Source organism: Halopseudomonas sp. Lyrl_26 (assembly GCF_051948695.1).
GTDB lineage: Bacteria > Pseudomonadota > Gammaproteobacteria > Pseudomonadales > Pseudomonadaceae > Halopseudomonas > Halopseudomonas formosensis.
Genome location: NZ_JAYJLH010000001.1, coordinates 160,902 through 183,253 on the forward strand (window position 1 = coordinate 160,902; position 22,352 = coordinate 183,253).

21 protein-coding genes and 3 tRNA genes are annotated in these 22,352 nt (G+C 62.6%); 19 read left to right on the forward strand and 5 right to left on the reverse strand.

The window, feature by feature from the left end:
* The first annotated feature begins 31 nt into the window (after nucleotides 1–31).
* From VF673_RS00850 to VF673_RS00900, 11 genes are all read left to right on the forward strand, one after another.
* The gene (locus VF673_RS00850) at nucleotides 32–1,246 is read left to right on the forward strand and encodes an aspartate aminotransferase family protein (protein ID WP_440290551.1); all 1,215 of its coding nucleotides are present in this window, start codon (nucleotides 32–34) and stop codon (nucleotides 1,244–1,246) included.
* A 12-nt stretch (nucleotides 1,247–1,258) separates the two neighbouring features.
* Entirely contained in the window at nucleotides 1,259–2,278 is a 1,020-nt protein-coding gene (locus tag VF673_RS00855) for an arginine N-succinyltransferase (RefSeq protein WP_440290552.1), read from the forward strand.
* 2 nt (nucleotides 2,279–2,280) lie between these two features.
* Complete coding sequence (gene astA, locus VF673_RS00860) at nucleotides 2,281–3,333, forward strand: arginine N-succinyltransferase (RefSeq protein ID WP_440290553.1); 1,053 nt, start codon at nucleotides 2,281–2,283, stop codon at nucleotides 3,331–3,333.
* Nucleotides 3,334–3,467: 134 nt separating this feature from the next.
* Nucleotides 3,468–6,089 carry an alanine--tRNA ligase gene (alaS, locus tag VF673_RS00865; RefSeq protein ID WP_440290554.1) on the forward strand — a complete coding sequence of 874 codons (2,622 nt, stop codon included), beginning with the start codon at nucleotides 3,468–3,470 and terminating at the stop codon, nucleotides 6,087–6,089.
* Nucleotides 6,090–6,165: 76 nt separating this feature from the next.
* Entirely contained in the window at nucleotides 6,166–7,404 is a 1,239-nt protein-coding gene (locus VF673_RS00870) for an aspartate kinase (protein WP_440290555.1), read from the forward strand.
* A gap of 185 nt (nucleotides 7,405–7,589) precedes the next feature.
* Nucleotides 7,590–7,775, forward strand: a complete 186-nt coding sequence (gene csrA / locus VF673_RS00875) for a carbon storage regulator CsrA (protein WP_090537930.1) — start codon at nucleotides 7,590–7,592, stop codon at nucleotides 7,773–7,775.
* Nucleotides 7,776–7,835: 60 nt separating this feature from the next.
* Nucleotides 7,836–7,926 (forward strand) — tRNA-Ser (locus VF673_RS00880).
* Nucleotides 7,927–8,024: 98 nt separating this feature from the next.
* Nucleotides 8,025–8,101 (forward strand) — tRNA-Arg (locus VF673_RS00885).
* Nucleotides 8,102–8,324: 223 nt separating this feature from the next.
* Nucleotides 8,325–8,582, forward strand: coding sequence for an OadG family protein (locus VF673_RS00890; RefSeq protein WP_440290556.1), 258 nt, complete (start codon nucleotides 8,325–8,327; stop codon nucleotides 8,580–8,582).
* Nucleotides 8,583–8,634: 52 nt separating this feature from the next.
* A complete protein-coding gene (oadA, locus tag VF673_RS00895) occupies nucleotides 8,635–10,419 on the forward strand; it encodes a sodium-extruding oxaloacetate decarboxylase subunit alpha (RefSeq protein WP_440290557.1) in 1,785 nt (594 codons plus the stop codon).
* Between the two features lie 10 nt (nucleotides 10,420–10,429).
* The gene (locus tag VF673_RS00900; protein ID WP_440290558.1) at nucleotides 10,430–11,566 is read left to right on the forward strand and encodes a sodium ion-translocating decarboxylase subunit beta; all 1,137 of its coding nucleotides are present in this window, start codon (nucleotides 10,430–10,432) and stop codon (nucleotides 11,564–11,566) included.
* 92 nt (nucleotides 11,567–11,658) lie between these two features.
* Here VF673_RS00900 and VF673_RS00905 read toward each other — a convergent pair whose 3' ends face one another.
* The gene (locus VF673_RS00905) at nucleotides 11,659–11,976 is read right to left on the reverse strand and encodes an Arc family DNA-binding protein (protein WP_440290559.1); all 318 of its coding nucleotides are present in this window, start codon (nucleotides 11,974–11,976) and stop codon (nucleotides 11,659–11,661) included.
* 317 nt (nucleotides 11,977–12,293) lie between these two features.
* Here VF673_RS00905 and VF673_RS00910 point away from each other — a divergent pair.
* From VF673_RS00910 to VF673_RS00920, 3 genes are all read left to right on the forward strand, one after another.
* Nucleotides 12,294–12,370, forward strand: a tRNA-Arg gene (locus VF673_RS00910).
* Between the two features lie 153 nt (nucleotides 12,371–12,523).
* A complete protein-coding gene (locus tag VF673_RS00915) occupies nucleotides 12,524–14,689 on the forward strand; it encodes a hypothetical protein (RefSeq protein WP_440290560.1) in 2,166 nt (721 codons plus the stop codon).
* 143 nt (nucleotides 14,690–14,832) lie between these two features.
* The gene (locus VF673_RS00920) at nucleotides 14,833–16,143 is read left to right on the forward strand and encodes an MFS transporter (protein WP_440290561.1); all 1,311 of its coding nucleotides are present in this window, start codon (nucleotides 14,833–14,835) and stop codon (nucleotides 16,141–16,143) included.
* Between the two features lie 24 nt (nucleotides 16,144–16,167).
* On the opposite strand, the gene VF673_RS00925 is transcribed toward VF673_RS00920, so the two are convergent.
* From VF673_RS00925 to flgA, 4 genes are all read right to left on the reverse strand, one after another.
* A complete protein-coding gene (locus tag VF673_RS00925; RefSeq protein ID WP_440290878.1) occupies nucleotides 16,168–16,914 on the reverse strand; it encodes a flagellar brake protein in 747 nt (248 codons plus the stop codon).
* A 52-nt stretch (nucleotides 16,915–16,966) separates the two neighbouring features.
* Nucleotides 16,967–17,428 (reverse strand): flagella synthesis protein FlgN, encoded by a 462-nt coding sequence (locus tag VF673_RS00930; protein ID WP_440290562.1) that lies wholly within the window; start codon nucleotides 17,426–17,428, stop codon nucleotides 16,967–16,969.
* A gap of 35 nt (nucleotides 17,429–17,463) precedes the next feature.
* Nucleotides 17,464–17,775, reverse strand: coding sequence for a flagellar biosynthesis anti-sigma factor FlgM (gene flgM / locus VF673_RS00935; RefSeq protein WP_090537915.1), 312 nt, complete (start codon nucleotides 17,773–17,775; stop codon nucleotides 17,464–17,466).
* Between the two features lie 161 nt (nucleotides 17,776–17,936).
* Nucleotides 17,937–18,662, reverse strand: a complete 726-nt coding sequence (gene flgA, locus VF673_RS00940) for a flagellar basal body P-ring formation chaperone FlgA (RefSeq protein WP_440290563.1) — start codon at nucleotides 18,660–18,662, stop codon at nucleotides 17,937–17,939.
* Nucleotides 18,663–18,775: 113 nt separating this feature from the next.
* Here flgA and VF673_RS00945 point away from each other — a divergent pair, with 113 nt between their 5' ends.
* From VF673_RS00945 to flgD, 5 genes are all read left to right on the forward strand, one after another.
* Nucleotides 18,776–19,714: a chemotaxis protein CheV gene (locus VF673_RS00945; RefSeq protein ID WP_440290564.1), complete on the forward strand. Its 939-nt coding sequence runs from the start codon at nucleotides 18,776–18,778 to the stop codon at nucleotides 19,712–19,714.
* A gap of 29 nt (nucleotides 19,715–19,743) precedes the next feature.
* Nucleotides 19,744–20,571 (forward strand): protein-glutamate O-methyltransferase CheR, encoded by an 828-nt coding sequence (locus VF673_RS00950; RefSeq protein WP_273126256.1) that lies wholly within the window; start codon nucleotides 19,744–19,746, stop codon nucleotides 20,569–20,571.
* A gap of 217 nt (nucleotides 20,572–20,788) precedes the next feature.
* Nucleotides 20,789–21,193 carry a flagellar basal body rod protein FlgB gene (gene flgB, locus VF673_RS00955; RefSeq protein ID WP_440290565.1) on the forward strand — a complete coding sequence of 135 codons (405 nt, stop codon included), beginning with the start codon at nucleotides 20,789–20,791 and terminating at the stop codon, nucleotides 21,191–21,193.
* A 2-nt stretch (nucleotides 21,194–21,195) separates the two neighbouring features.
* Nucleotides 21,196–21,639 carry a flagellar basal body rod protein FlgC gene (gene flgC, locus VF673_RS00960; protein ID WP_090537905.1) on the forward strand — a complete coding sequence of 148 codons (444 nt, stop codon included), beginning with the start codon at nucleotides 21,196–21,198 and terminating at the stop codon, nucleotides 21,637–21,639.
* 11 nt (nucleotides 21,640–21,650) lie between these two features.
* A complete protein-coding gene (flgD, locus tag VF673_RS00965; protein ID WP_440290566.1) occupies nucleotides 21,651–22,325 on the forward strand; it encodes a flagellar hook assembly protein FlgD in 675 nt (224 codons plus the stop codon).
* Nucleotides 22,326–22,352 lie beyond the last annotated feature (27 nt).

The window sequence follows — 22,352 nt, forward strand, 5'->3', positions numbered from 1 at the left end:
CGCCTCAGGCGATCACAGGAGAGTTGAGTAGATGTCGCAGTCCATGCAGGTCAGCCGCGCCGACTTCGATCGGTACATGATGCCCAATTACGCCCCCGTCGATATGGTGCCGGTGCGAGGGCAGGGATCGCGCCTGTGGGACCAGGAGGGTCGCGAATACATCGACCTGGCCGGCGGCATCGCGGTCAACTCGCTGGGTCACGCCCACCCGGAACTGGTCGAGGTACTCACCCGTCAGGCGCAGAAGCTCTGGCATGTATCCAACATCATGACCAACGAGCCGGCGTTGCGCCTGGCGGCCAAGCTGGTGGCGGCGACCTTCGCAGACCGGGTGCTGTTCGTCAACTCCGGCGCCGAAGCCAACGAAGCGGCCTTCAAGCTGGCCCGGCGCTGGGCGAACGACAATGTCGGTCCGGACAAGCACGAGATCATCGCCTGCAGCAACAGCTTCCATGGTCGGACCCTGTTCACCGTCAGCGTGGGTGGCCAGCCCAAGTACTCCCAGGGCTTCGGTCCGGCCATCGGTGGAATCAGCCACGTGCCTTACAATGACATTGCTGCCCTGGAAGCGCAGATCTCCGAGCGCACCTGTGCCGTGGTGCTGGAGCCGGTACAGGGCGAGGGCGGGGTGATCCCGGCCAGTACCGAATACCTTCAGGCGGTGCGGGCGCTCTGTGACAAGCACAATGCACTGCTGATCTTCGATGAGGTGCAGAGCGGCATGGGTCGTACCGGCAAACTCTACGCCTACATGCACAGCGGCGTGACCCCGGACATCCTGACCAGCGCCAAGGGTATCGGCGGCGGTTTCCCGATTGCCGCCATGCTCACCACCGACCGGGTGGCCCCGGCCCTGAGCGTCGGCACCCATGGCAGCACCTACGGCGGCAACCCGCTGGGCTGTGCCGTGGCTGAAAGGGTACTGGACCTCATCAACACCCCCCAGGTGCTGGAAGGGGTGACCGAACGCCACAACCTGCTGACGCGCGGCCTGCGGACCCTGAATGATGAGCTGGGAGTGTTCTCGGCGGTCCGTGGACAGGGCCTGCTCATCGGTGGGGTATTGGCCGAGCGCTATCAGGGCCAGGCCGGGCAGCTGATGAAACTGGCCCAGCAGGAAGGGGTACTGGTGCTGCAGGCCGGCGCCGACGTTATGCGTCTGGCACCGAGTCTGATCATTCCCGAGGCGGATATTCGTGAAGCGCTGGGACGGCTGCGTACAGCGCTGCTGAAACTGGCGCAGTAACCGGAGGCGACCATGCTCATCCAGCGCCTGTGTACCCTGGCGGATCTACCCGAAATCGAGCGGCTGGCGATCGCCAGCCCGGTAGGGATCACCTCCCTGCCGGCCGACCGCGAGCGCCTGTCGGTGATCATCGAGGGTACCGAAGCGGCGATGGATGAGGATGTGGTCTTCACCGGCGACGAGCGTTATTTCTTCGTGCTCGAGGATGTGGACAGCGGCACCCTGGTCGGCTGCAGCAGCATCATCTCCGCTGCCGGCTTCAGCCAGCCGTTCTACACCTTCCGCAACGAGATGTTCGTTCACGCCTCCCGCGAGCTGGGCCTGCACAACCGCATCCATGTACTGTCGCTGTGTCATGACCTGACAGGCCACAGCCTGCTGACCGGCTTCTACATGGATCCGCGTTGGCGCAGCCACGACTCGCTCAAGCTCAACGCCTGTGGCCGGCTGCTGTTCGCCGCCTCCCATCCTCAGCGCTTTGCCGACTCGATAGCGGTGGAGATCTCGGGCATCAGCGACGAGCAAGGCAACTCGCCGTTCTGGGATGGCGTATGTCGACATTTCTTCGATGTGGACTACGCCGAGGCGGAGCGCCTGGGCAGCAGCCTGGGTCGCAGCGTGCTGGCCGAACTGCTGCCGGGCTACCCCCTGTACGTGCCCATGCTGCCGGATTCGGCCCAGGAAGTGATCGGTCAGGTGCGGCCTGCCTCGCAGATGGTCTATGACATCCTCATGGATGAAGGCTTCGAAAGCGACAACTACATCGATATCTTCGACGGTGGCCCCGTGGTACAGGCGCGCACGGCCGAGCTTCACACGGTACGCGCCAGCCAGGTGACCAGTGTCCGGATCGGCCAGCCCCTGGAGCCGACCGGCAGCTGGCTGGTGGCCAACGAGAAGGTCAGGGACTTTCGTGCCTGTCTCATCCCGCTGGCCTGGAACCCCGGTGAGCCGGTAATTCTGGATGCGCAGCTGGCGCAACTGCTGAATGTCACCGAGGGTGACAGTCTCAGACTGATCGGAGGGGCCTGAGCATGCTGGTACGGGCGGCAACTGTTGCGGATCTGCCGGCGCTGCTGCAGCTGGCTCTGGAGGCCGGGTCGGGTCTGACCAGTCTGCCCGCCAGTGAGGAGCGTCTGGAACGACGACTGCAGACGGTGGAGGCGAGCTTTGCCGGTACCCTGCCGATGGCCGACGCGGATTACCTGTTCGTGCTGGAGGATGCCTCGGGCCAGGTGATCGGTACCAGCGGTGTGCTGGCGGCGGCGGGTCTGCGTGAGCCCTGGTACAGTTATCGTCGCGGGCTGACGGTCACCGCCAGCCGTGAACTCAACGTGTACCGCCAGCAACCGACGCTGTTTCTGACCAATGATCTGACCGGTGCCTCTGCCCTGTGCTCGCTGTTTCTGAGTCCGCCGTATCGGCACAGTCTCAATGGTCGGCTGCTGTCGCGGGCGCGCTTCATCCATATGGCCGAGTTCGCTGCCGACTTTGCCCCCAGGGTCATAGCCGAGATGCGTGGCCTGTCCGATGCCGAGGGTCGTTCTCCGTTCTGGGACAGTCTGGGCCGGCACTTCTTTCGTATGGACTTTGCCCGGGCGGATTACCTGACAGGCACCGGCAGCAAGTCCTTCATCGCCGAGATGATGCCGAAGTTTCCGCTGTATGCGTGTTTTCTCAGTGAGGCGGCGCGCGCGGCCATGGGCCGGGTGCATCCGGTTTCCGAGCCGGCGCTGGTGATGCTGCTGGAGGAGGGGCTGCAGGATCAGGGGTACATCGATATCTTCGACGGCGGCGTCACCATAGAGGCGCCCTTCAATCACATCCGCAGCATCCGCGACAGCCAGACGCTGCTGCTGGCCATAGGCACGCCCGGAGACGAGGCGCAGACCTATCTGATCCACAACCGTGGGCGGGCCGATTGCCGCATCACCGCCGCACCGGGGCGCCTTGCTGCCGGAACCCTGGTGGTTGCCGCCGAGACGGCTGAACGTCTGCGCCTGCGGGCCGGTACGCCGGTGCGGGCCGTCCCACTGCTGGGTGGGGTCGCCGACGTGGACCCCTATGCCGGACCGGTGGCCGGTTGAGTTGATCGGCAGACTCAATCGCCACGATAGAACTATCTGATCCCGCAGGTAATGCATGCCCTGCGGCTATGCCTATATAATGACTCACTTTGCCCGGCGTGAGCCCGGCTGACCTGATCCGTGGTAAGGGACCTATGAAAAGCGCTGAGATCCGTGAAGCTTTCCTTCGCTTCTTTGAAGAGAAGGGCCATACCCGAGTCGCCTCCAGTTCGCTGGTGCCGGCCGATGACCCGACCCTGCTGTTCACCAATGCGGGCATGAACCAGTTCAAGGACTGCTTCCTTGGACTGGAAAAACGCGCCTATACCCGGGCGGTCAGCAGCCAGAAGTGCGTGCGTGCCGGCGGCAAGCACAATGACCTGGAGAATGTGGGCTACACCGCACGGCACCATACCTTCTTCGAGATGCTGGGCAACTTCAGCTTCGGTGATTACTTCAAGCGTGATGCCATTCACTATGCCTGGGAGTTTCTGACCTCGGACAAATGGCTGAATCTGCCTGCCGAGAAGCTCTGGGTCACCGTCTATGCCAGTGATGACGAGGCCTATGACATCTGGACGAAGGAGATCGGTGTACCCGCCGAGCGCATGGTGCGCATCGGTGACAACAAGGGTGCGCCCTACGCCTCGGACAACTTCTGGGCCATGGGTGATACCGGTCCCTGTGGTCCCTGCACCGAGATCTTCTATGATCACGGCGAACATATCTGGGGCGGCCCTCCGGGCAGCCCGGAAGAGGACGGCGATCGCTATATCGAGATCTGGAACAACGTCTTCATGCAGTTCAACCGCACCGCCGATGGTGTGTTGCATCCCCTGCCTGCCCCGAGCGTGGATACCGGCATGGGCCTGGAGCGCATCAGCGCGGTGATGCAGCATGTGAACTCCAACTACGAGATCGACCTGTTCCAGAATCTGCTCAAGGGCGCCGCCGAGGCCATCGGCTGCGCCCAGGAGAACCAGGCTTCGCTGAAGGTGGTGGCCGACCATATCCGCTCCTGCAGCTTCCTGATTGCCGACGGCGTGCTGCCATCGAACGAAGGCCGTGGCTACGTGCTGCGCCGCATCATCCGCCGGGCCTGCCGTCACGGTAACAAGCTGGGTGCGACCGAGACCTTCTTCCACCGCATAGTGCCGACGCTGGTCGCGGAGATGGGCGAGGCCTTCCCCGAGCTGAAGGCGCAGCAGGTGCATATCGAGCGGGTGCTCAAGACCGAGGAAGAGCAGTTCGCCCGTACCCTGGAGCAGGGCCTGCGGATCCTCGAGCAGGATCTGGCCGAGCTCAAGGGCAGCGAGATTCCCGGGGACATCGTCTTCAAGCTGTATGACACCTACGGCTTCCCGATGGACCTGACCGGGGACATCGCCCGCGAGCGCGGGCTGACCATCGACGAAGCCGGCTTTGAAGCCGCCATGGAGGCCCAGCGCGAGCGTGCCCGGGCTGCGAGCCAGTTCGGGCTGGATTACAACCAGCTGGTCAAGGTCGATGCCGACACCCGGTTCGAGGGTTACACCAGCACCAGCGGCGCCGCGCAGATCGTCGCGCTGTTCCGCGATGGTCAGGCGGTAGACAGTCTGGCCGAGGGCGAAAAGGGTGTGGTGGTACTGGACCAGACCCCCTTCTACGCCGAATCCGGCGGGCAGGTCGGCGACAGCGGCTATCTGAGCAGCGCCGGGGTGCGCTTCGATGTACGCGACACCACCAAGGCCGGCGGCGCCCACCTGCACCATGGTGTGGTAACCAGCGGCAGTCTGGCGGTAGGTACCAGCGTCAAGGCGGTGGTGGATGACAGCATCCGCGATGCAACCAAGGCCAACCACTCGGCGACCCACCTGCTGCACGCTGCCCTGCGCCAGATACTCGGCGAACACGTTCAGCAGAAGGGCTCGCTGGTTGACAGCCAGCGCCTGCGCTTCGACTTCAGTCATTTCGAGGCCATCCGTCCCGAGCAGCTGCGCGAGCTGGAGCAGCTGGTCAACGAACAGATCCGCGCCAACTCGGCGGTGGAGATCGAGGTGACCGATATCGAGACCGCCAAGGCCAAGGGCGCCATGGCCCTGTTCGGTGAGAAATATGGTGACCAGGTGCGCGTGCTGACCATGGGAGGCGGCTTCTCCGTCGAGCTCTGCGGTGGCACCCACGTCAGCCGCACCGGGGACATCGGTCTGTTCAAGATCATCAGCGAAGGCGGTATTGCTTCCGGGGTGCGCCGGATCGAGGCGGTCACCGGTGCGGCAGCCATGGCCTGGGTGAATGAGGCCGAGGATCAGCTGCGTCAGGCCGCGCAACTGCTGCGTGGCAACCGGGAGAACCTGCTCGGCAAGCTGTCGGCGGCGCTGGAGCGCACCCAGCAGTTGGAGAAGGAAGTGCAGCAGCTCAAGGCCAGGGCCGCCAGCGCTGCCGGCAGCGACATGGCCGGCGAAGCCCGCGAGATCAATGGCATGCGGGTGCTGATCAAGCGCGTCGACGGTGTCGACGGCAAGGGTCTGCTGGCACTGATCGATCAGCTGAAGAACAAGCTGGGTTCGGCGGTCATCCTGCTGGGTGGCGAACTGGACGGCAAGGTGGTGCTGGTAGCCGGTGTCACCGGTGACCTGACCGGTCGGGTCAAGGCCGGCGATCTGATTCGCCAGACTGCCCAGGCCGTCGGCGGCAAGGGCGGCGGTCGCCCGGACATGGCGCAGGGTGGTGGCACCGACGTTGCCGCCTTGGACGCAGCGCTGAACAGCGCGGCCGAGTGGGTGGCACAGCAGTAGGAATTTGAGGGGTCGGCCCTGAGGGCGGACGCAACAAATCGGGCAACCGATTACGGCATGGGGGTTGGTGCAACAAATGGCACTTATTGTCCAGAAGTTTGGTGGTACCTCGGTGGGCAGTGTGGAACGCATTACCCAGGTAGCCGAGAAAATCAGGAAGTTCAGAGCCGAAGGGCACGGGCTGGTGGTCGTGGTCTCCGCCATGAGTGGCGAAACCAACCGGCTGATCGCGCTGGCCAGGGATATCAGCGAGGATCCGGATCCCCGGGAGCTCGATGTGATCCTGTCTACCGGTGAGCAGGTGACCATAGGTCTGCTGGCCATGGCGCTGAAGGCCATTGGGGTGCCGGCCGTGTCCTTTACCGGACCCCAGGTGCGCATCGGTACCGACAACGCCTTCGGCAAGGCGCGTATCCAGCATATTGATGATGGCAAGCTGCGCGATGCGCTGGACAGCGGCAAGGTAGCCATTGTCGCCGGTTTCCAGGGTATGGATGACAACGGCAATATCACCACTCTGGGCCGGGGCGGCTCCGATACTACCGCGGTGGCGCTGGCCGCTGCGCTGAAAGCAGATGAGTGTCAGATCTATACTGATGTGGATGGCGTCTACACCACCGACCCCCGGGTGGTAGACAGCGCCCGCCGGCTGGACAAGATCACCTTCGAGGAAATGCTCGAGATGGCCAGTCTCGGCTCCAAGGTATTGCAGATCCGGGCGGTGGAGTTCGCCGGCAAATACAACGTGCCACTGCGTGTGCTGCACAGTTTCAAAGAGGGTCCCGGGACCCTGATTACCCTTGAGGAAGAGCTTTCAATGGAACAGCCCGTCATCTCCGGCATTGCATTCAACCGTGATGAAGCCAAACTGACCATTCGTGGTGTGCCGGACACTCCCGGCGTGGCATACAAGATTCTGGGGCCGGTCAGTGCGGCGAACATCGAGATCGACATGATCGTGCAGAACGTGGCACAGGATCACACCACCGATTTCACCTTCACCGTCAACCGCAGTGACCAGCGTCGTACCGAAGAGATACTGCGCAGGGTAGCGGCGGAGATCGGTGCTCGCGAGGTCGCAGGCGACAGCGGCATTGCCAAGGTCTCCATTGTCGGGGTCGGGATGCGCTCCCATGCCGGTGTGGCGAGCAAGATGTTCGAGGCGCTGGCCAAGCATGGCATCAACATCCTGATGATCTCTACCTCGGAGATCAAGATCTCCGTGGTGATCGATGAGAAGTACCTGGAGCTGGCAGTCCGCAGTCTGCATTCGGCCTTCGAGCTGGATGCGCCCTCGGAGCAGGTTACCGAGTAAGGGACGTCGTTTCGGGCGAAAATGGGGCGGGCGCAGCAGCGTCTGCCTCTGGCCAGGGCATTAAAAGGTTCATCCAATCGAACGCCCGGGCAAGGTTGTGGTCACACTTAGGCGAACGTGACGGCCAATACAAGGGCCCGGGTTATTCGGACTGTGTCCTGATTAAATGAGCAAGGAGAAATGGAATGCTTATTCTGACTCGCAGGGTGGGTGAAACCCTGATGGTAGGTGATGAAGTAACGGTAACTGTGCTGGGTGTGAAGGGCAATCAGGTCCGAATCGGCGTCAACGCTCCGAAAGAAGTGGCGGTTCACCGCGAGGAAATCTACCAGCGCATCCAGAAAGAAAAGGATGAGTCATCAAATACCTAATTTTCTTAAATTTTTCATTGCATTAGCGCAGCGGCACGGTTAATATTCTGCGCGTGTTACGGAGAGGTGGCCGAGAGGCCGAAGGCGCTCCCCTGCTAAGGGAGTACACCTCAAAAGGGTGTCGAGGGTTCGAATCCCTCCCTCTCCGCCACTTTTGTATTGTAGAGTTGTCAACAGGTAATTTCTTGAATTAAAAAGAAAAAACAGGTTGACAGGCAGATAGAACGCTCTATAATACGCACCCACAACGCACTCGTAGCTCAGCTGGATAGAGTACTCGGCTACGAACCGAGCGGTCGGAGGTTCGAATCCTCCCGAGTGCGCCATACAGGAAACCCACTGAATTTTCAGTGGGTTTTTTTTCGCCTGGAGTTCGCGCATCGGGTGCAGGGAAGGGCTCTGGAGCAGACCGCCCGTGGCCCGGCGGTGCCTCCGGTGCGCAATGGAATGAGCCTCTGCCCCCGCTTTGTGATTGATTGGAAGCCCGAGCACAGGTACATTCAACCGGCTCATCAGGATCCGGATACCTGACCAAGGGGGAAATAACGAATGACGTCCAATGAGTTGCTGATGGAGGGGGTGGAGCTGATGTTCGTCGGAGTGGGGGCGGTATTCCTGTTCCTCATCCTGCTGGTCGGCTGCACCAATCTCATGTCCTGGCTGGTATCGCGTTTCTTTCCGGAGCAGGCGCCGGTTGCTGCTGCGCCGGTCCGCAAGGCGCCCGCAAGCGAGCCGGCTGTTGATCCCGAGATGCTGGCGGTCATCACTGCCGCGATACGCCAGCATCGCTCCCGTCGCGCAGCCTGACCGATTCTGCGCATAACGCAAAAGACAAGATAAACAATAAGGTCTGACCTACATGAGTGACTTGCAATCCGGTGCCCTGGGTATCACCGATGTCATCCTGCGCGACGCGCACCAATCCATTCTGGCCACCCGCATGCGCCTCGAGGACATGCTGCCGATCGCTGACAAGCTTGATCGGGTCGGGTTCTGGTCCGTCGAATCCTGGGGGGGAGCTACCTTCGACGCCTGCATCCGCTATCTGGGCGAGGATCCCTGGGAGCGCATCCGCGAACTGAAGAAGGCCATGCCCAATACCCGCCAGCAGATGCTGCTGCGTGGGCAGAACCTGCTTGGCTACCGTCATTACGCGGACGATGTGGTGGAGAAGTTCGTCGAGCGTGCCGCCGTCAATGGTGTGGATGTCTTCCGTGTCTTCGATGCGATGAACGATCCGCGCAACCTGGAGACCGCACTCAAGGCGGTACACCAGGTCGGCAAGCACGCCCAGGGCACCATCTCCTATACCACCAGTCCGGTACATACCCTGGACATGTGGGTGGATCTGGCAAGGCGTATCGAGGATATGGGCGCCGATTCACTCGCCATCAAGGATATGGCCGGTATTCTCACCCCCTATGTGGCCTTCGAGCTGGTCTCCCGGCTCAAGCAGACCCTGAGCATTCCGATCCACATGCAGTGCCATGCTACTGCCGGCCTGTCTTCGGCAGCCATCCTCAAGGCGGCCGAGGCGGGCATCGACAACGTGGATACCGCCATTTCCTCCATGTCGATGACCTATGGTCATTCGCCGACCGAATCCATCGTGGCGATGTTCCAGAACACGCCGCGCGATACCGGACTGGACCTCAATCTGCTGGAGGAGGTCGCGGCCTACTTCCGCGAGGTGCGCAAGAAATACGCCAAGTTCGAGGGTAACCTCAAGGGTGTGGATGCCCGCATTCTGGTCGCCCAGGTCCCCGGCGGCATGCTGACCAACATGGAAAGCCAGCTCAAGGAGCAGGGCGCCGAGGACAAGTTCGACCAGGTGCTCGAGGAAATTCCGCGGGTGCGCGAGGATCTGGGTTTCATCCCGCTGGTGACGCCCACCTCGCAGATCGTCGGTACCCAGGCGGTACTGAACGTCCTCACCGGCGAGCGCTACAAGTCCATCACCAAGGAAACAGCCGGCGTGCTGAAGGGCGAATACGGGGCTGCTCCTGCGCCCTTCAATGCTGCCCTGCAGGCCCGGGTGCTGGATGGTGGCGAAGCCATCACCTGTCGTCCGGCGGATCTGCTGGAGCCCGAAATGGATCGTCTGACCGAGGAGCTGCGCGAGTTGGCCGCGGAGAAGGGCATCCAGCTCGGCGCCAACGAGATCGACGACGTGCTGACCTACGCCCTGTTCCCGCAGATCGGCCTCAAGTTTCTGGAGAATCGTGGCAATCCCGCGGCCTTCGAGCCTGTGCCCACCGGTCGGGAGAAGGTGGCCGCGCCTGCCGAGGGTCCGGAAGTCTACACCGTATCGGTCAATGGCCGTGATTTCGTGGTTCAGGTGTCCGAGGGTGGCGATATCAGTGGCATCAAGCCGCTCGGTGGCGCCGGCAGCAGTGCTGCAGCAGCCCCCGCGTCGGCACCGGCTGGGGAAGGTGAGCCTCAGGCCGCACCGCTGGCCGGTAACATCTTCAAGGTGCTGGTCAGCCCCGGCGACCATGTCGAGGAGGGGCAGCTGATCCTCATCCTGGAAGCCATGAAGATGGAAACCGAGGTCCGTGCCAAGCGCGCCGGGGTCATCGGATCTGTCGCAGTCAAGGCCGGTGATGCCGTGTCCGTGGGCGATACCCTGGTGACCATAGGCTGAGGAGAGCTCCATGGAAAAGCTGGCACTCTTGTGGCAGACCACAGGTCTGTTCCACATTGCACCTGGTCAGGTGCTGATGATCCTGGTCTGCCTGGCGCTGATCTACCTGGCTATCCGCAAGGGCTTCGAGCCGCTGCTGCTGATTCCCATCGGGTTTGGTGGCGTACTGGCCAACCTGCCGGTGGCCGGCATGGCCGAGGCGGGCGGGCTGCTCAAGCTGATCTATGACGTCGGTATCCCGACCAGCGTGTTCCCCCTGCTGATCTTCATGGGCGTGGGTGCCATGACGGACTTCGGTCCGATGCTGGCCAACCCGCGTACCCTGCTGCTGGGGGCGGCCGCCCAGTTCGGTATCTTCGGCACCCTGCTCGGTGCGCTGGCGCTGACGGCCTGGGGCGTTCCCGGGTTCGACTTCACCCTGCGCGAGGCGGCGTCGATCGCCATCATCGGCGGGGCGGATGGGCCCACCTCGATCTTCGTCACCTCCAAGCTGGCACCGGATCTGCTGGGGCCCATTGCCGTGGCGGCCTACTCCTACATGGCACTGGTGCCCTTGATCCAGCCGCCGATCATGCGTGCACTGACCACGGAGCAGGAGCGGAGCATCGTCATGACCCAGCTGCGCACCGTGAGCAAGACCGAGAAGATCATCTTCCCGCTGGTGCTGCTGTTGCTGATCTCCCTGCTGCTGCCGGATGCGGCACCGCTGGTGGGCATGTTCTGCTTCGGCAACCTGATGCGCGAGTGTGGTGTGGTCGAGCGCCTGGCTGACACCAGTCGTAATGCCCTGATCAACATCGTCACCATTGCCCTGGGGCTGGCGGTGGGCTCCAAGCTGTCTGCCGGTGCCTTCCTGCAGCTGACCACCCTGGGGATTCTGGTGCTGGGCATGGTCGCCTTCTGCATGGGGACCGCTGCGGGCGTACTGATGGCCAAGCTGATGAACCTGCTCAGCCAGCACAAGATCAACCCCTTGATCGGGTCGGCCGGTGTGTCTGCGGTACCGATGGCGGCGCGGGTTTCGAACAGGGTGGGGCTGGAATCCAACCCGCAGAACTTCCTGCTGATGCACGCCATGGGTCCGAACGTGGCGGGTGTGATCGGCTCTGCGGTCGCCGCTGGTATCCTGCTGGCCTTCGTCAGCTGATATCCGCTTTGCGGAAACGGAAGAGCCCGCCAGGTAACCCTGGCGGGCTCTTTCATTTCCGGTCCCCGCTGGGGGCCGGGGCTGTCTGCCGATCAGGCCTGTTCGGCGGCCAGCAGGGCAAGCAGGGCGTTCTGCTGGCGACGGCTCATTTCACGGAAGCGCAGCAGCAGTTCACGCTCGGGTTGATTCAGTGCATCGACTTGCTGATCGTTGAGCGCTTGGCGAGAGGGGTACTCGGGCAGGCTCGGCAGGTCCAGCAGACTGTGCTCCAGACGGGCAATGATCTCGGAGTTCATGCTGCGGTGATGTTGCTTGGCAACTTCTGCTATGCGGTCTCGCATGCCTTCGGGCAGTCGAACGACAAACTTGTCGGCGGTGCGGCTGGTGTAGTGCTGAAGTGCAGTTTTCATGGGCAAAAATATCGCTTTTAGCTGATGAATCGATCCCGGCCAGTTGGAACCCTATGGCTTCCTGCCATCCAAGCTGCCGTGTCGTTGGGCTGGCAGATGACCCACGAGCCCGTGACATGGACAACGGATAAAGGCATTTTGCTCAAATTCAATGCCCGATCTTCCTGCGTCCGCTCCCGAAGTGCCGGAAATACGTCCACAAGGTGACGACTTTCCGACGCTGGCCATTTGAGATCGAACTTTGGCAGCATTTGTCAAGGTGGTCAAGTATTCCTGTAATCAGGTAATATCCGCCACGCTGAAACCTGCATTTCCGTGCGCTTGTAGCTCAGCTGGATAGAGCAATCGCCTCCTAAGCGATAGGTCCCCGGTTCGAATCCGGGCTTGCGCACCATTTCCTCCCCATGTCCTCCCCATGCCGCCGTTGCGTTTTGCTTCGGGCGCAGCGCGAAACCTTCGCTAAACTTGTTCGGACCTCTCGCCGCAATCCGGGTTTGCTGCCAGAATACAGCGGTTTATCTCTCGTCCTGAATATGAAGGGAATGTTATGGGCGTTCTATCCACTCATCGTTGGAAATTCTTCCGTGCCGGCGGTTTCGACCAGGTGCAACTGGAAACTCCGGAAGACCTGGCTGCATTGCGTGGTCTGGACCAGAAGCTGTGGGCCGCGCTGGCCTGTCCCACCCGCAATCTCGAACTGGACCAGCGCATGCTGGCCTATATAGATACCAACGGCGATGGGCGGATCCGTGCGCCGGAGATCCTGGACGCGGTGGACTGGACCCTGGCCCATCTGGCCGATCCCCAGAGCCTGTTCCGGGAAGAGCCCCTGACGCTGGCGTCCTTCCCTGACACGGCGGATGGCCACCGTCTTGCCTCCGCAGCGCAGCGGTTGCTGAAGGTGCTGGGCCGTGACCCCGAGCAGGGGCTGACAGCGGCGGATACCGATGACCTGGCAGCGCTGTTCCCGCCGGGTGAGACCAACGGCGACGGTCTGGTGCCGGCCAGCCTGACCAGTGACGCCGGGCTGCAGGCGGTCATTGCCGATATCATCAGCTGTCTGGGTGGCGAGCAGGATCGCAGTGGAGAGCCTGCCGTCTCCGAAGCACTGATCAACGAGTTCTTCGATCAGGCCCGCCAGGTGCAGGAGTGGCAACAGGGCGGTGCGCAGCACGGCGTGCAGTCGCTTGGTCCGGACGAGGAGCAGGCGGTTGCTGCCATCAGTGCACTGCGCGACAAGATCGATGATTACTTCACCCGGGTGGAGATGGCGGCCTTCGACCCGCGGGCGGCCAGCATCATGAATGCCGATGAGGCCGAGCTGACACGCCTGTCTGCCCTGAACCTGGCCGATGCCAGCCAGATTGCCGATCTGCCCCTGGCCAGCCTGCAGTACGGCGAGAGCCTGCCGCTGCAGCAGGGCATAAACCCTGCCTGGCGACCGGCTATGCAGGCTCTGCGCGAGCATGTGGTGCGTCCGGTGCTGGGCGATGTGGAGTCCATCACCCGCAGCCAGTGGCAGGAGCTGACCGCGCGCAGCGATGACTATTTTGCCTGGCAGGCAGCCAAGCCCCAGGTGCGCATTCTCGAGGTCCTGAGTGTGGAGCGCGTTGTCGAGCTGGTGGAGCAGGGCGTGCAGCCGCGCCTGCTGGAACTGGTGGCCAGGGACCTGGAAGTGGCCGAGGCTGCCGGTGGTCTGGTGGATCTGGACAAGTTGCTGCGTCTGCAACGGGGGCTGGTAACCCTGCTGCGCAACTTCGTGTCCTTCCAGAATTTCTACTGGCGTCGGGAAAAGGCCATCTTCCAGGCCGGCCGGCTGTACATCGATGGCCGCAGCTGCGATCTCGTGGTGGAAGTGGGCGATGTGGATGCCCACAGTGCAGTGGCCGCCAACAGCGAGAGTTTCCTGCTGTATTGCGCCTGTACCCGTCGCGGCCAGCCGGTCAGGGACCGGGAGACGCTGAACATAGTGGCAGCGGTCACCGCGGGTGAGCAGAGCGAGCTGGCGGTGGGACGCAACGGCCTGTTCTATGATCGCGATGGCAACGACTGGGACGCCACCGTGGTCAAGGTGGTGCAGAGCGCCATCAGCGTACGGGAAGCCTTCTGGTCACCCTACCGGCGGGTCTCCAAGCTGGTGTCCGACCAGATCCAGAAATTCGCCGCCAGCCGGGATGACGCCCTGGTCAACAACGCAGCCGCCCAGGTCGGCACCAGTGCAACCGCGCCGGCGGAAGCCAGTGCCGCCTCCAAGACCTTCGACATTGCCAAGTTTGCCGGGATCTTTGCCGCCATCGGTCTGGCGGTCGGCGCGCTGGGCGCCGCCCTGGCTGCCATCTTCAGCGGACTGATGTCGTTGCAGTGGTGGCAGTGGCCTCTGGTGGTGGTGGGTGTGCTGCTGGCCATTTCCGGTCCGTCGATGCTGATGGCCTGGTTCAAGCTGCGCCGGCGCAACCTGGGTCCGATCCTTGATGCCAACGGCTGGGCAGTCAACAGTCAGGCACGGATCAACATCGCCTTCGGCACCGCGCTTACCCAGCTGGCCACTCTGCCCGGTGGGTCGGCCCGTTCCCTGCGCGATCCCTATGCCGCCCGCAGGCCGGTATGGCCTTGGCTGCTGTTGCTGGTGGTGGTACTGGGGCTGGCCCTGTTCGGCCTCCAGGCCGGCTGGTTTTCCGCCTCGGTGACGCCGCCTGCCGCGCCGCCGGCCTGACAACGGCGTGATCCGGAGAAGGCAGCCCTGGGGCTGCCTTTTTCGTTTGTGGGCAAACGGCTGCTATGCTTGTTCTGGCCAGCAGGGACGCGGCCATTGATCAACCCTTCAGCCAACCTGCTGTACGTTTTCGGGAGGCACCGTTGCCCAGTACCCTTTCTTCGTTCTCCTCGCTCTATTTCTCCACGTTGCTGATGCTGATCGGCAGCGGCCTTCTCAGTACCTATCTGGGCCTTCGTCTGGCCGCCGAAGGGGTCAACGCGGTCTGGATAGGACTGTTGATGACCGGCTATTACGTGGGGCTGGTCATGGGTGCCAGCGTGGGGCACCGGCTCATCGCCCGGGTCGGCCATATCCGCGCCTTCGTCGCCAGTGCCGGTGTGGTGACGGCGTCGGTACTTGGCCATGCGCTGACCTCCAGCGTGGAAGTCTGGCTGGCGCTGCGCTGGCTGGTAGGGGTGGCGATGATGTGCCAGTACATGGTGCTGGAGAGCTGGCTGAACGAACAGGCCGAGTCCCACCAGCGCGGCACCGTGTTTGCGGGCTACATGCTGGTGACCTTTCTCGGGCTGGGATTGGGGCAACTGATCCTGACCTGGATGCCCGAGCTGAGCTTCCGGCACGTGATTCTGGTGGCGATGTGTTTCTCCCTGTGCCTGGTGCCGGTGGCGGTAACCCGCCGTATACACCCGGCGCCGCTGCATCCCGCCCCCCTGGAGATCCGCCATTTCATCAAACGCATCCCCCAGGCGTTGAGCACCATAGGTGTGGCCGGGCTGCTGCTCGGTTCCTTCTACGGACTGGCGCCGACCTATGCGGCCGCGTCGGGCCTGGATACCCATCTGGTCGGCGTCTTCATGGCGGTCACCATCGGTGCGGGGCTCTTCGCGCAGGGGCCGGCCGGCTGGCTGTCCGACCGCTTTGACCGCAGCCGCATGATCCAGGTGAATGCCATCATCCTGACCACGGTGTCCCTGCTGATAGCCCTGATTTCTCTGCCTGGGGTCCTCATGTGGCTGACTACCCTGTTCGGCCTGCTGGCGTTCACGCTGTATCCGCTGGCGGTGGCATTGGCCAATGACCACGTCGATCAGGAGCGGCGGGTGCAGCTGGCGGCGACCCTGCTGGTCACCTTCGGTGTCGGTGCCAGTACCGGTCCGCTGCTCGGCTCGGTGCTCATGCAGCTGGGCGGGCCCGGCATGCTGTACGTGTTCATGGCCTGCTGCAGTCTGCTGCTGGTGGTGTTCGTGCGCCCGGAACGGGTCACCGGGGAGAATCTGGTGGAAGAGGCGCCCATCCAGTTCATGCCGGCGGCGGGTAACCTGGCGAGCTCTCCGCTGGCGGCGGCGATAGACCCGCGGGTGGACGAGCAGGTGGTGATGGAGCAGATGGTGGATGAGGCCGACCAGGAACCGGCCGGGGATCAGGATGAAGAGGAGCACCGGCCGGGCTGAGGGAGCCCTGGCCGGCACGTGCGATCAGAACAGGTCTTCGCGCGCCTGGCGCCGCGCTTCGCGCTGCAACTGGGTTACGAAGCGCTCGATGTGGCGCTGGGTGACCGCCGGCGGCTGGTGGAAGTGCAGGCCCACATGGGTTTCATCGCCGGCCTCATGGTAGGTGCGATGGCGGATCTCCACCGCCACGTCCAGCAAGGGACTGTCCTCCAGTTGCAACTGGCTGCGCTCGTAGCGCTCGCCCGGTTGCAGCGCCTGAAGCTGGTTGCCGGCCAGGCGCAGCTTGCAGCCGGTAACGGAGATGTCGAGGAGTTCGCCGGCGAATGCGCGCTTGTCGGCGCTGTGCACAAGCTCGAGGCGGGTGTCGATGCTGCGCTGTACCGTTGCCCGGTAGGCGCCGCGGCGCTGGTGATAGGTCAGCTGCGTCGGGAAGGGGAGGCTGAAGGCCGGAGCGCCGTCATCCAGTTCGACCTGCGCGGCGTCGCTGTGCTGCCAGCGCAGGTGAACGCCGTCGAGCCACGCATCGACACGGAAACTCTCGCCCTGGGTCATCCACTTGTCACCGACGGAGGGGATGAGCTCGTCGATATACAACATGCCGCTGGCGGTATCGAGTTCGACCAGATAACTCTGGAAGGTCTGGGCCCGTTCCTCGAAACGGACCTCCAGCGGCGTTCTCGCGGCGTGCAATGCCTTGAGCAGTGACTGGATCTCCAGCGGTGCGGTGACTTCCCTGGGGGGCTGCGGGCCGAGACCCTGTTCTAGGAGCATTGACACGTCAGCTTCTCATCCGTAATTCCTGACCGGTGACAGCGATCATATATCAGGCGCGGCTGATCGGTCGTCCCGGGCGTGCGCGGTTGGCATTGCCGAGGCGATCATACACATTCAGGCTGGTTTCCCCCTGGTTGCGCAGCAGGTCCAGCAGGTTGCTGTTGATGTGCTGGCTGTGGCGGATCAGGCGTGCATTACGCAGATTGGCTTCCTCGCAGGCCCTGGCTGCGTCGAGGAAATCGGCATGCTGCCGGGACAGCTGGTCGTCGCCCAGACCGCGGATGAAATCCCCGGGGCTGAGATCCTCGGGCATGCCGGCTGCCTGCAACTGCGCAGTCATCTCGGCGTGCACCTCATTGAGCGCAGCCATTGCCGCAGACTTCTCGTCGAGCAGCCCCTGCAACGCCGTCATGTCCTGATCGAGCAGGGCCTGCTTCTCCCTGTCGAGCAGGTCGGTGAACTGCTGGCACAGGGTTGTAGCCCTCGCGAACAGCTCGCTCAGTTGCCGCATCCTTCACTCTCCACCAGTGGGGCGCCGGCCGTCACTCAGGATTCCAGGTCGATCAGCTTGTCGGCAATGCGGCGACTGTCCGGCTGGTAGCTGCCGTCGGCAATGGCCTGCTTGATCCGCTCCACGCGCGCAGTGTCTACTTCCGGCAGCTCACGCAGACGCTCTTCTATCGCCTGCAGCTGCTGGGCCTGATTGCTCAGACGGACCTCGGCGTCGCCGGTTGCCGGCTGACCGGTATTCTGGGTGCCGGCCGGGCGATCGGCAGTGACCTCGCGCTTGCCGGCAGTAGCACTGCTCTGGCTGCTGCGTGAGGCGCCGTTGGTGCCCGGGTTGAAATCGATGACCATGTGTATGTCCTCAGCCTGAATGCTTCATCGGCCTCTGTAACGGCCGCGGGGCCGTAAACTTTAGGCTTTTCCTGAAAGATTCAGGGTTGGATATGTGATCTGCCTCACAGTGTTGCCCAATGGATGGCAGGCTGGCAAGTATAGCTTCCGCGGGAGGGGCACTACATGTGGACTTCCACCTGACCGGGCCCGACTATCCGGGCGCGCACGACACGGTCGGAACGGGTGTTGCGCACCCGGATCTGCGCGCCGGTGCCACCGCTTTCCAGTGCTTCACCGGGCATGCGCACGGCGACCCGGCTGTTGGCTGCGGTGATGACCACCCGGTCGCCGCGCTTGACCGTCTCATCCTGTTCCAGCTGCTGGGGGCTGAGCACGTTGTCGGCCTGTACCGGGCGTCGCAGGCGCATGCCGATAGCCTGTTCAGGTTGCAGCAGGTAACCTCCGCTGATCTGGCCGATATTGCGCTCGCGCAGTGTAATGTCCTCCGGGCCGAGGATGGCGTGACGGGCGAGTGGTCGGGTGAGTACCACTACCGACTGGAAGAGGTCCACCTGGGCGGGCACAAACAGGCGCCATTGTACCTGGCTGCTGTCGCAGCTGACCCGGACCGTGACCCGGCCGACGGGGATCTCCGGGCTTTCGAGCTGGGCGCTGATCGCGTCCGCCGGGCACAGCGGCAGACGCAGCCTGGGGTCCAGGCGGTTGACGCTGATCTCATGCCGGGCCGGTTGGCTGCTGGCGGCCAGATGAAGCGCAACCTGATCCTCAAGATATGCGGTGGTGGTGCCGATAAGCTGGTCGATAAGCGGATTGGCGTGCAGGCTGCCACAGCCCGTGAGGGTAATGGCTATAATCAGCCGGATAAAAGGTGCCCGAAACTGCATATAATCCAACCTCGATCGTGCGATGTGTGTCAAATCGCCGGCGTCCCAAAGTGTCTGATGGATGCAAGCAAGGATCATGCCGTCTGCGCTTCCATTAAAGAAGGAGTAGTTTCATGGCTGGCATAATGGCCTCAGTGGATCAGCGCACCCAGTTGGTAGGACAGAACCGACTCGAGCTGCTGCTGTTTCGCCTGAACGGGCGGCAGCTGTATGGCATCAATGTGTTCAAGGTCAAGGAAGTACTGCAATGCCCTCGACTGACGCTGCTACCCAGGCTCAATCCCATTGTCCGCGGCGTGGCGCACATCCGCGGCGGAACGCTGCCGATCATTGATCTGGGGCGGGCTACCGGTGGCCGGGCGCTGGAAGACCTGTCCACGGCCTTCGTCATCATCACTGAATACAACAACCGGGTTCAGGGATTTCTGGTGCGGGCGGTGGAGCGCATCGTCAACCTGAACTGGAGTGACGTACATCCACCGCCAAAGGGGACCGGTCGCGACCACTACCTGACCGCGGTTACCCGGGTGGAAGACCAGATGGTGGAAATCATCGATGTGGAGAAGGTTCTGGCCGAGGTGCTGGCCGGGGACGAGGCCCTGCCGCAGCAGGCAACCACCACCGAGGCGATGCCGGAGGCTACCGGCAGCCGCATTCTGGTCGTGGACGATTCCTCAGTGGCGCGGCGGCAGATCATCCGCTGCATGGAATCGCTCGGCATCGAGGTCTTTGCCCTCAATGATGGACGTCAGGCGCTGGACTGGCTCAAGGAACAGGCGGACCAGGGCAGAGATGTCACCGAGGATCTGCTGATGATGATCTCCGACATCGAAATGCCGGAGATGGATGGCTACACTCTCACCGCCGAGGTGCGCAGTGACCCCCGGCTGAAGGATCTGCACGTGATGCTGCACACCTCCCTGTCCGGTGTGTTCAATCAGGCCATGGTGCGCAAGGTGGGGGCGGACGATTTCCTGGCCAAGTTCAGCCCCGACGAACTGGCCGACAGGGTGCTCGCGCGGATGCGTGGAGCCGGAGTTGAACATGCTTGAATATGATTTCACGGGTCTGGAGTTGATGCGTGTCGGCAAATGATCCGGACTTCGACCTGTTCCGGGATTACCTGGAGCGCACCTGCGGCATCGTGCTGGGGGACAACAAGCAGTATCTGGTGACCAGTCGTCTCGGTCGTCTGCTGACCCAGCGCGGTATCCGCAGTCTGGGGGAGTTGGTACGTCAGGTACAGCAGCAGCCCGCGTCCGGCCTGCGCGAGATGGTGGTGGATGCCATGACCACCAACGAAACCCTGTGGTTTCGCGACGGTTACCCTTTCGAGCTGCTCAAGTCACGGCTGATTCCCGAGTTTCTTGCCAGCAACCCCAACGGGCGGTTGCGGATCTGGTCGGCCGCGTGCTCCTCGGGGCAGGAGCCCTATTCGCTGAGCATGGCCGTCGACGAGTTCGAGCGCGCCAATCCCGGACGTCTGCGCGGCGGGGTGCAGATCGTTGCCAGTGAGATCTCGGCCGGCATGCTCAATGCCGCCCGTGCCGGCTGCTATGACAGCCTGGCCATGGCCCGGGGCCTGTCCCGCGAGCGCCGGGACCGTTACTTTGATGAGACCGGTCCGGGGGAGTGGACCGTCAAGCCGGCCATCCGCAGTCGGGTGGAGTTTCGCCAGCTCAATCTGCTGGACAGCTACAGCGTCCTGGGGCGCTTCGATATCGTGTTCTGCCGCAATGTCCTCATCTACTTCTCGGCCGATGTGAAGAAGGACATATTACGGCGCATTCATGCCACCCTGCGCCCCGGCGGTTATCTGATGCTGGGCGCCTCCGAAGCGCTGAATGGGTTGCCCGATCTGTATTCCATGGTCCAGTGCAACCCGGGTATCGTCTACCAGGCCCGCTGAAGACACCCTTTCCTCTCCGTTCCCTGCCGGCGGCAGCGTACAGCAAGGTTTGCCGATGAGTGCGGCAGCCTTGCCGCCCGGCGGAAATCCCTTGCCGCTCCCTGTCCTGATTTATTCGCTATCCAATTGAAAATCAAAGAGATTTCTATGGTGGCACAGGTATTGCTGTGTACTTGGCGATAGAACACTGGCCCTGGCCGATGTGAGGATTGCCACCATGAGTTTGAGTTTTGACCGCGCCCTGGGATTGCATGAGCAAGCGTTGGCTTTCCGTGCCGAGCGTGCCGCGGTGCTGGCCAACAATATTGCCAATGCCGATACGCCCAACTACAAGGCCCGGGATCTGGACTTTGCCAGCGTACTGGAGGCTCAGCAGAGCGGGGCGAACAGCACCGTGTCGCTGCAACGCACCCATGCCAATCACATTCCCGCCCAGAGTCTGATCGATCAGGCGGCAGGTTTGCGCTATCGCACACCGCATCAGCCGTCGATCGATGGCAACACCGTGGAGGTCCAGGCCGAGCAGGCCAGATACACGGAAAATGCCATCGACTTCCAGGCCAGCTTCACCTTCCTCAACAGCAAGTTCAAAGGGCTGATGACGGCCCTGCGGGGAGATTGACCATGTCCCTTGACCGAATCTTCGATATTGCCGGTTCCGGCATGAACGCCCAGTCGGTGCGCCTGAACGCGGTGGCCAGCAACATAGCCAACGCCGACACCGTGTCCAGCAGCATCGATCAGACCTATCGCGCGCGTCAGGCCGTGTTCGCCACCCTGTTCAACGAGCAGCAGCAATCGCTTGGCGGTTCCCTGTTCGCTCCGGAGGATCAGGCCGGGCAGGGCGTCAGCGTGCTCGGTGTGGTGGAGTCGGATGCCGAGCTGCAGGCCCGCTATGAACCTGACCATCCCATGGCCAACGAAGAAGGCTATGTGTTTTACCCCAACGTCAACGTGGTCGAGGAAATGGCCAACATGATGGCCGCTTCCCGCGCCTATCAGACCAACGTGGAAATCATGAATACCGCCAAGAGCATGCTGCAGCGCGTGCTGACCCTCGGACAATAGGAGAGCAGGGAATGAGCATCAGTGTCGGCAGCAGTGTGCTTGACCAGTACCAGGTGGATCAGGGGCGCTTTGCCAAGGGTAACGAGCTGGGCAAGAACGAGTTCCTGCAGCTTCTGGTAGCCCAGTTGAACAACCAGGACCCGCTGGCGCCCCAGGAAAACGGCGAGTTCATTGCCCAGCTGGCCCAGTTCAGCACCGTCGAAGGCATCGAGAAGATGAACAGCAGTATCGATGCCATGGCCAGCAGCTTCCAGTCTTCCCAGGCCCTGCAGGCCTCCTCCATGGTCGGGCGCACCGTGGTATTTCCCAGTGACCGGGCCATGGTTGATCCGGCCGAAGGCTTTACCGGCCAGTTGGTGCTGCCCCAGCCCAGCCAGATGGTGCTGGTCAACGTCTATGACGAGGCTGGCAGCATGGTGGCTACCATCAACCTCGGGGCCCAGGAAACCGGAATCCGCGACTTCGCCTGGGACGGTCAGGATGCCAGCGGCAATCCCTTGCCGGCCGGCAAATACCGCTTCGAGGCGCAGGCCAGCATCGACGGCGAGCCAGTACAGCTGGCCACCCTGTTACCAGCCAACGTGGACAGCGTCTCGCTGGGCGTGGGTAAAGGCGGGGAAATGGTTCTCAACCTGGCAGGTCTGGGCAGTATCGGCCTGTCGGATGTTTTCACTATTGGTAAATAAAACGTCGTCCGTAGAGTACGAAACAGG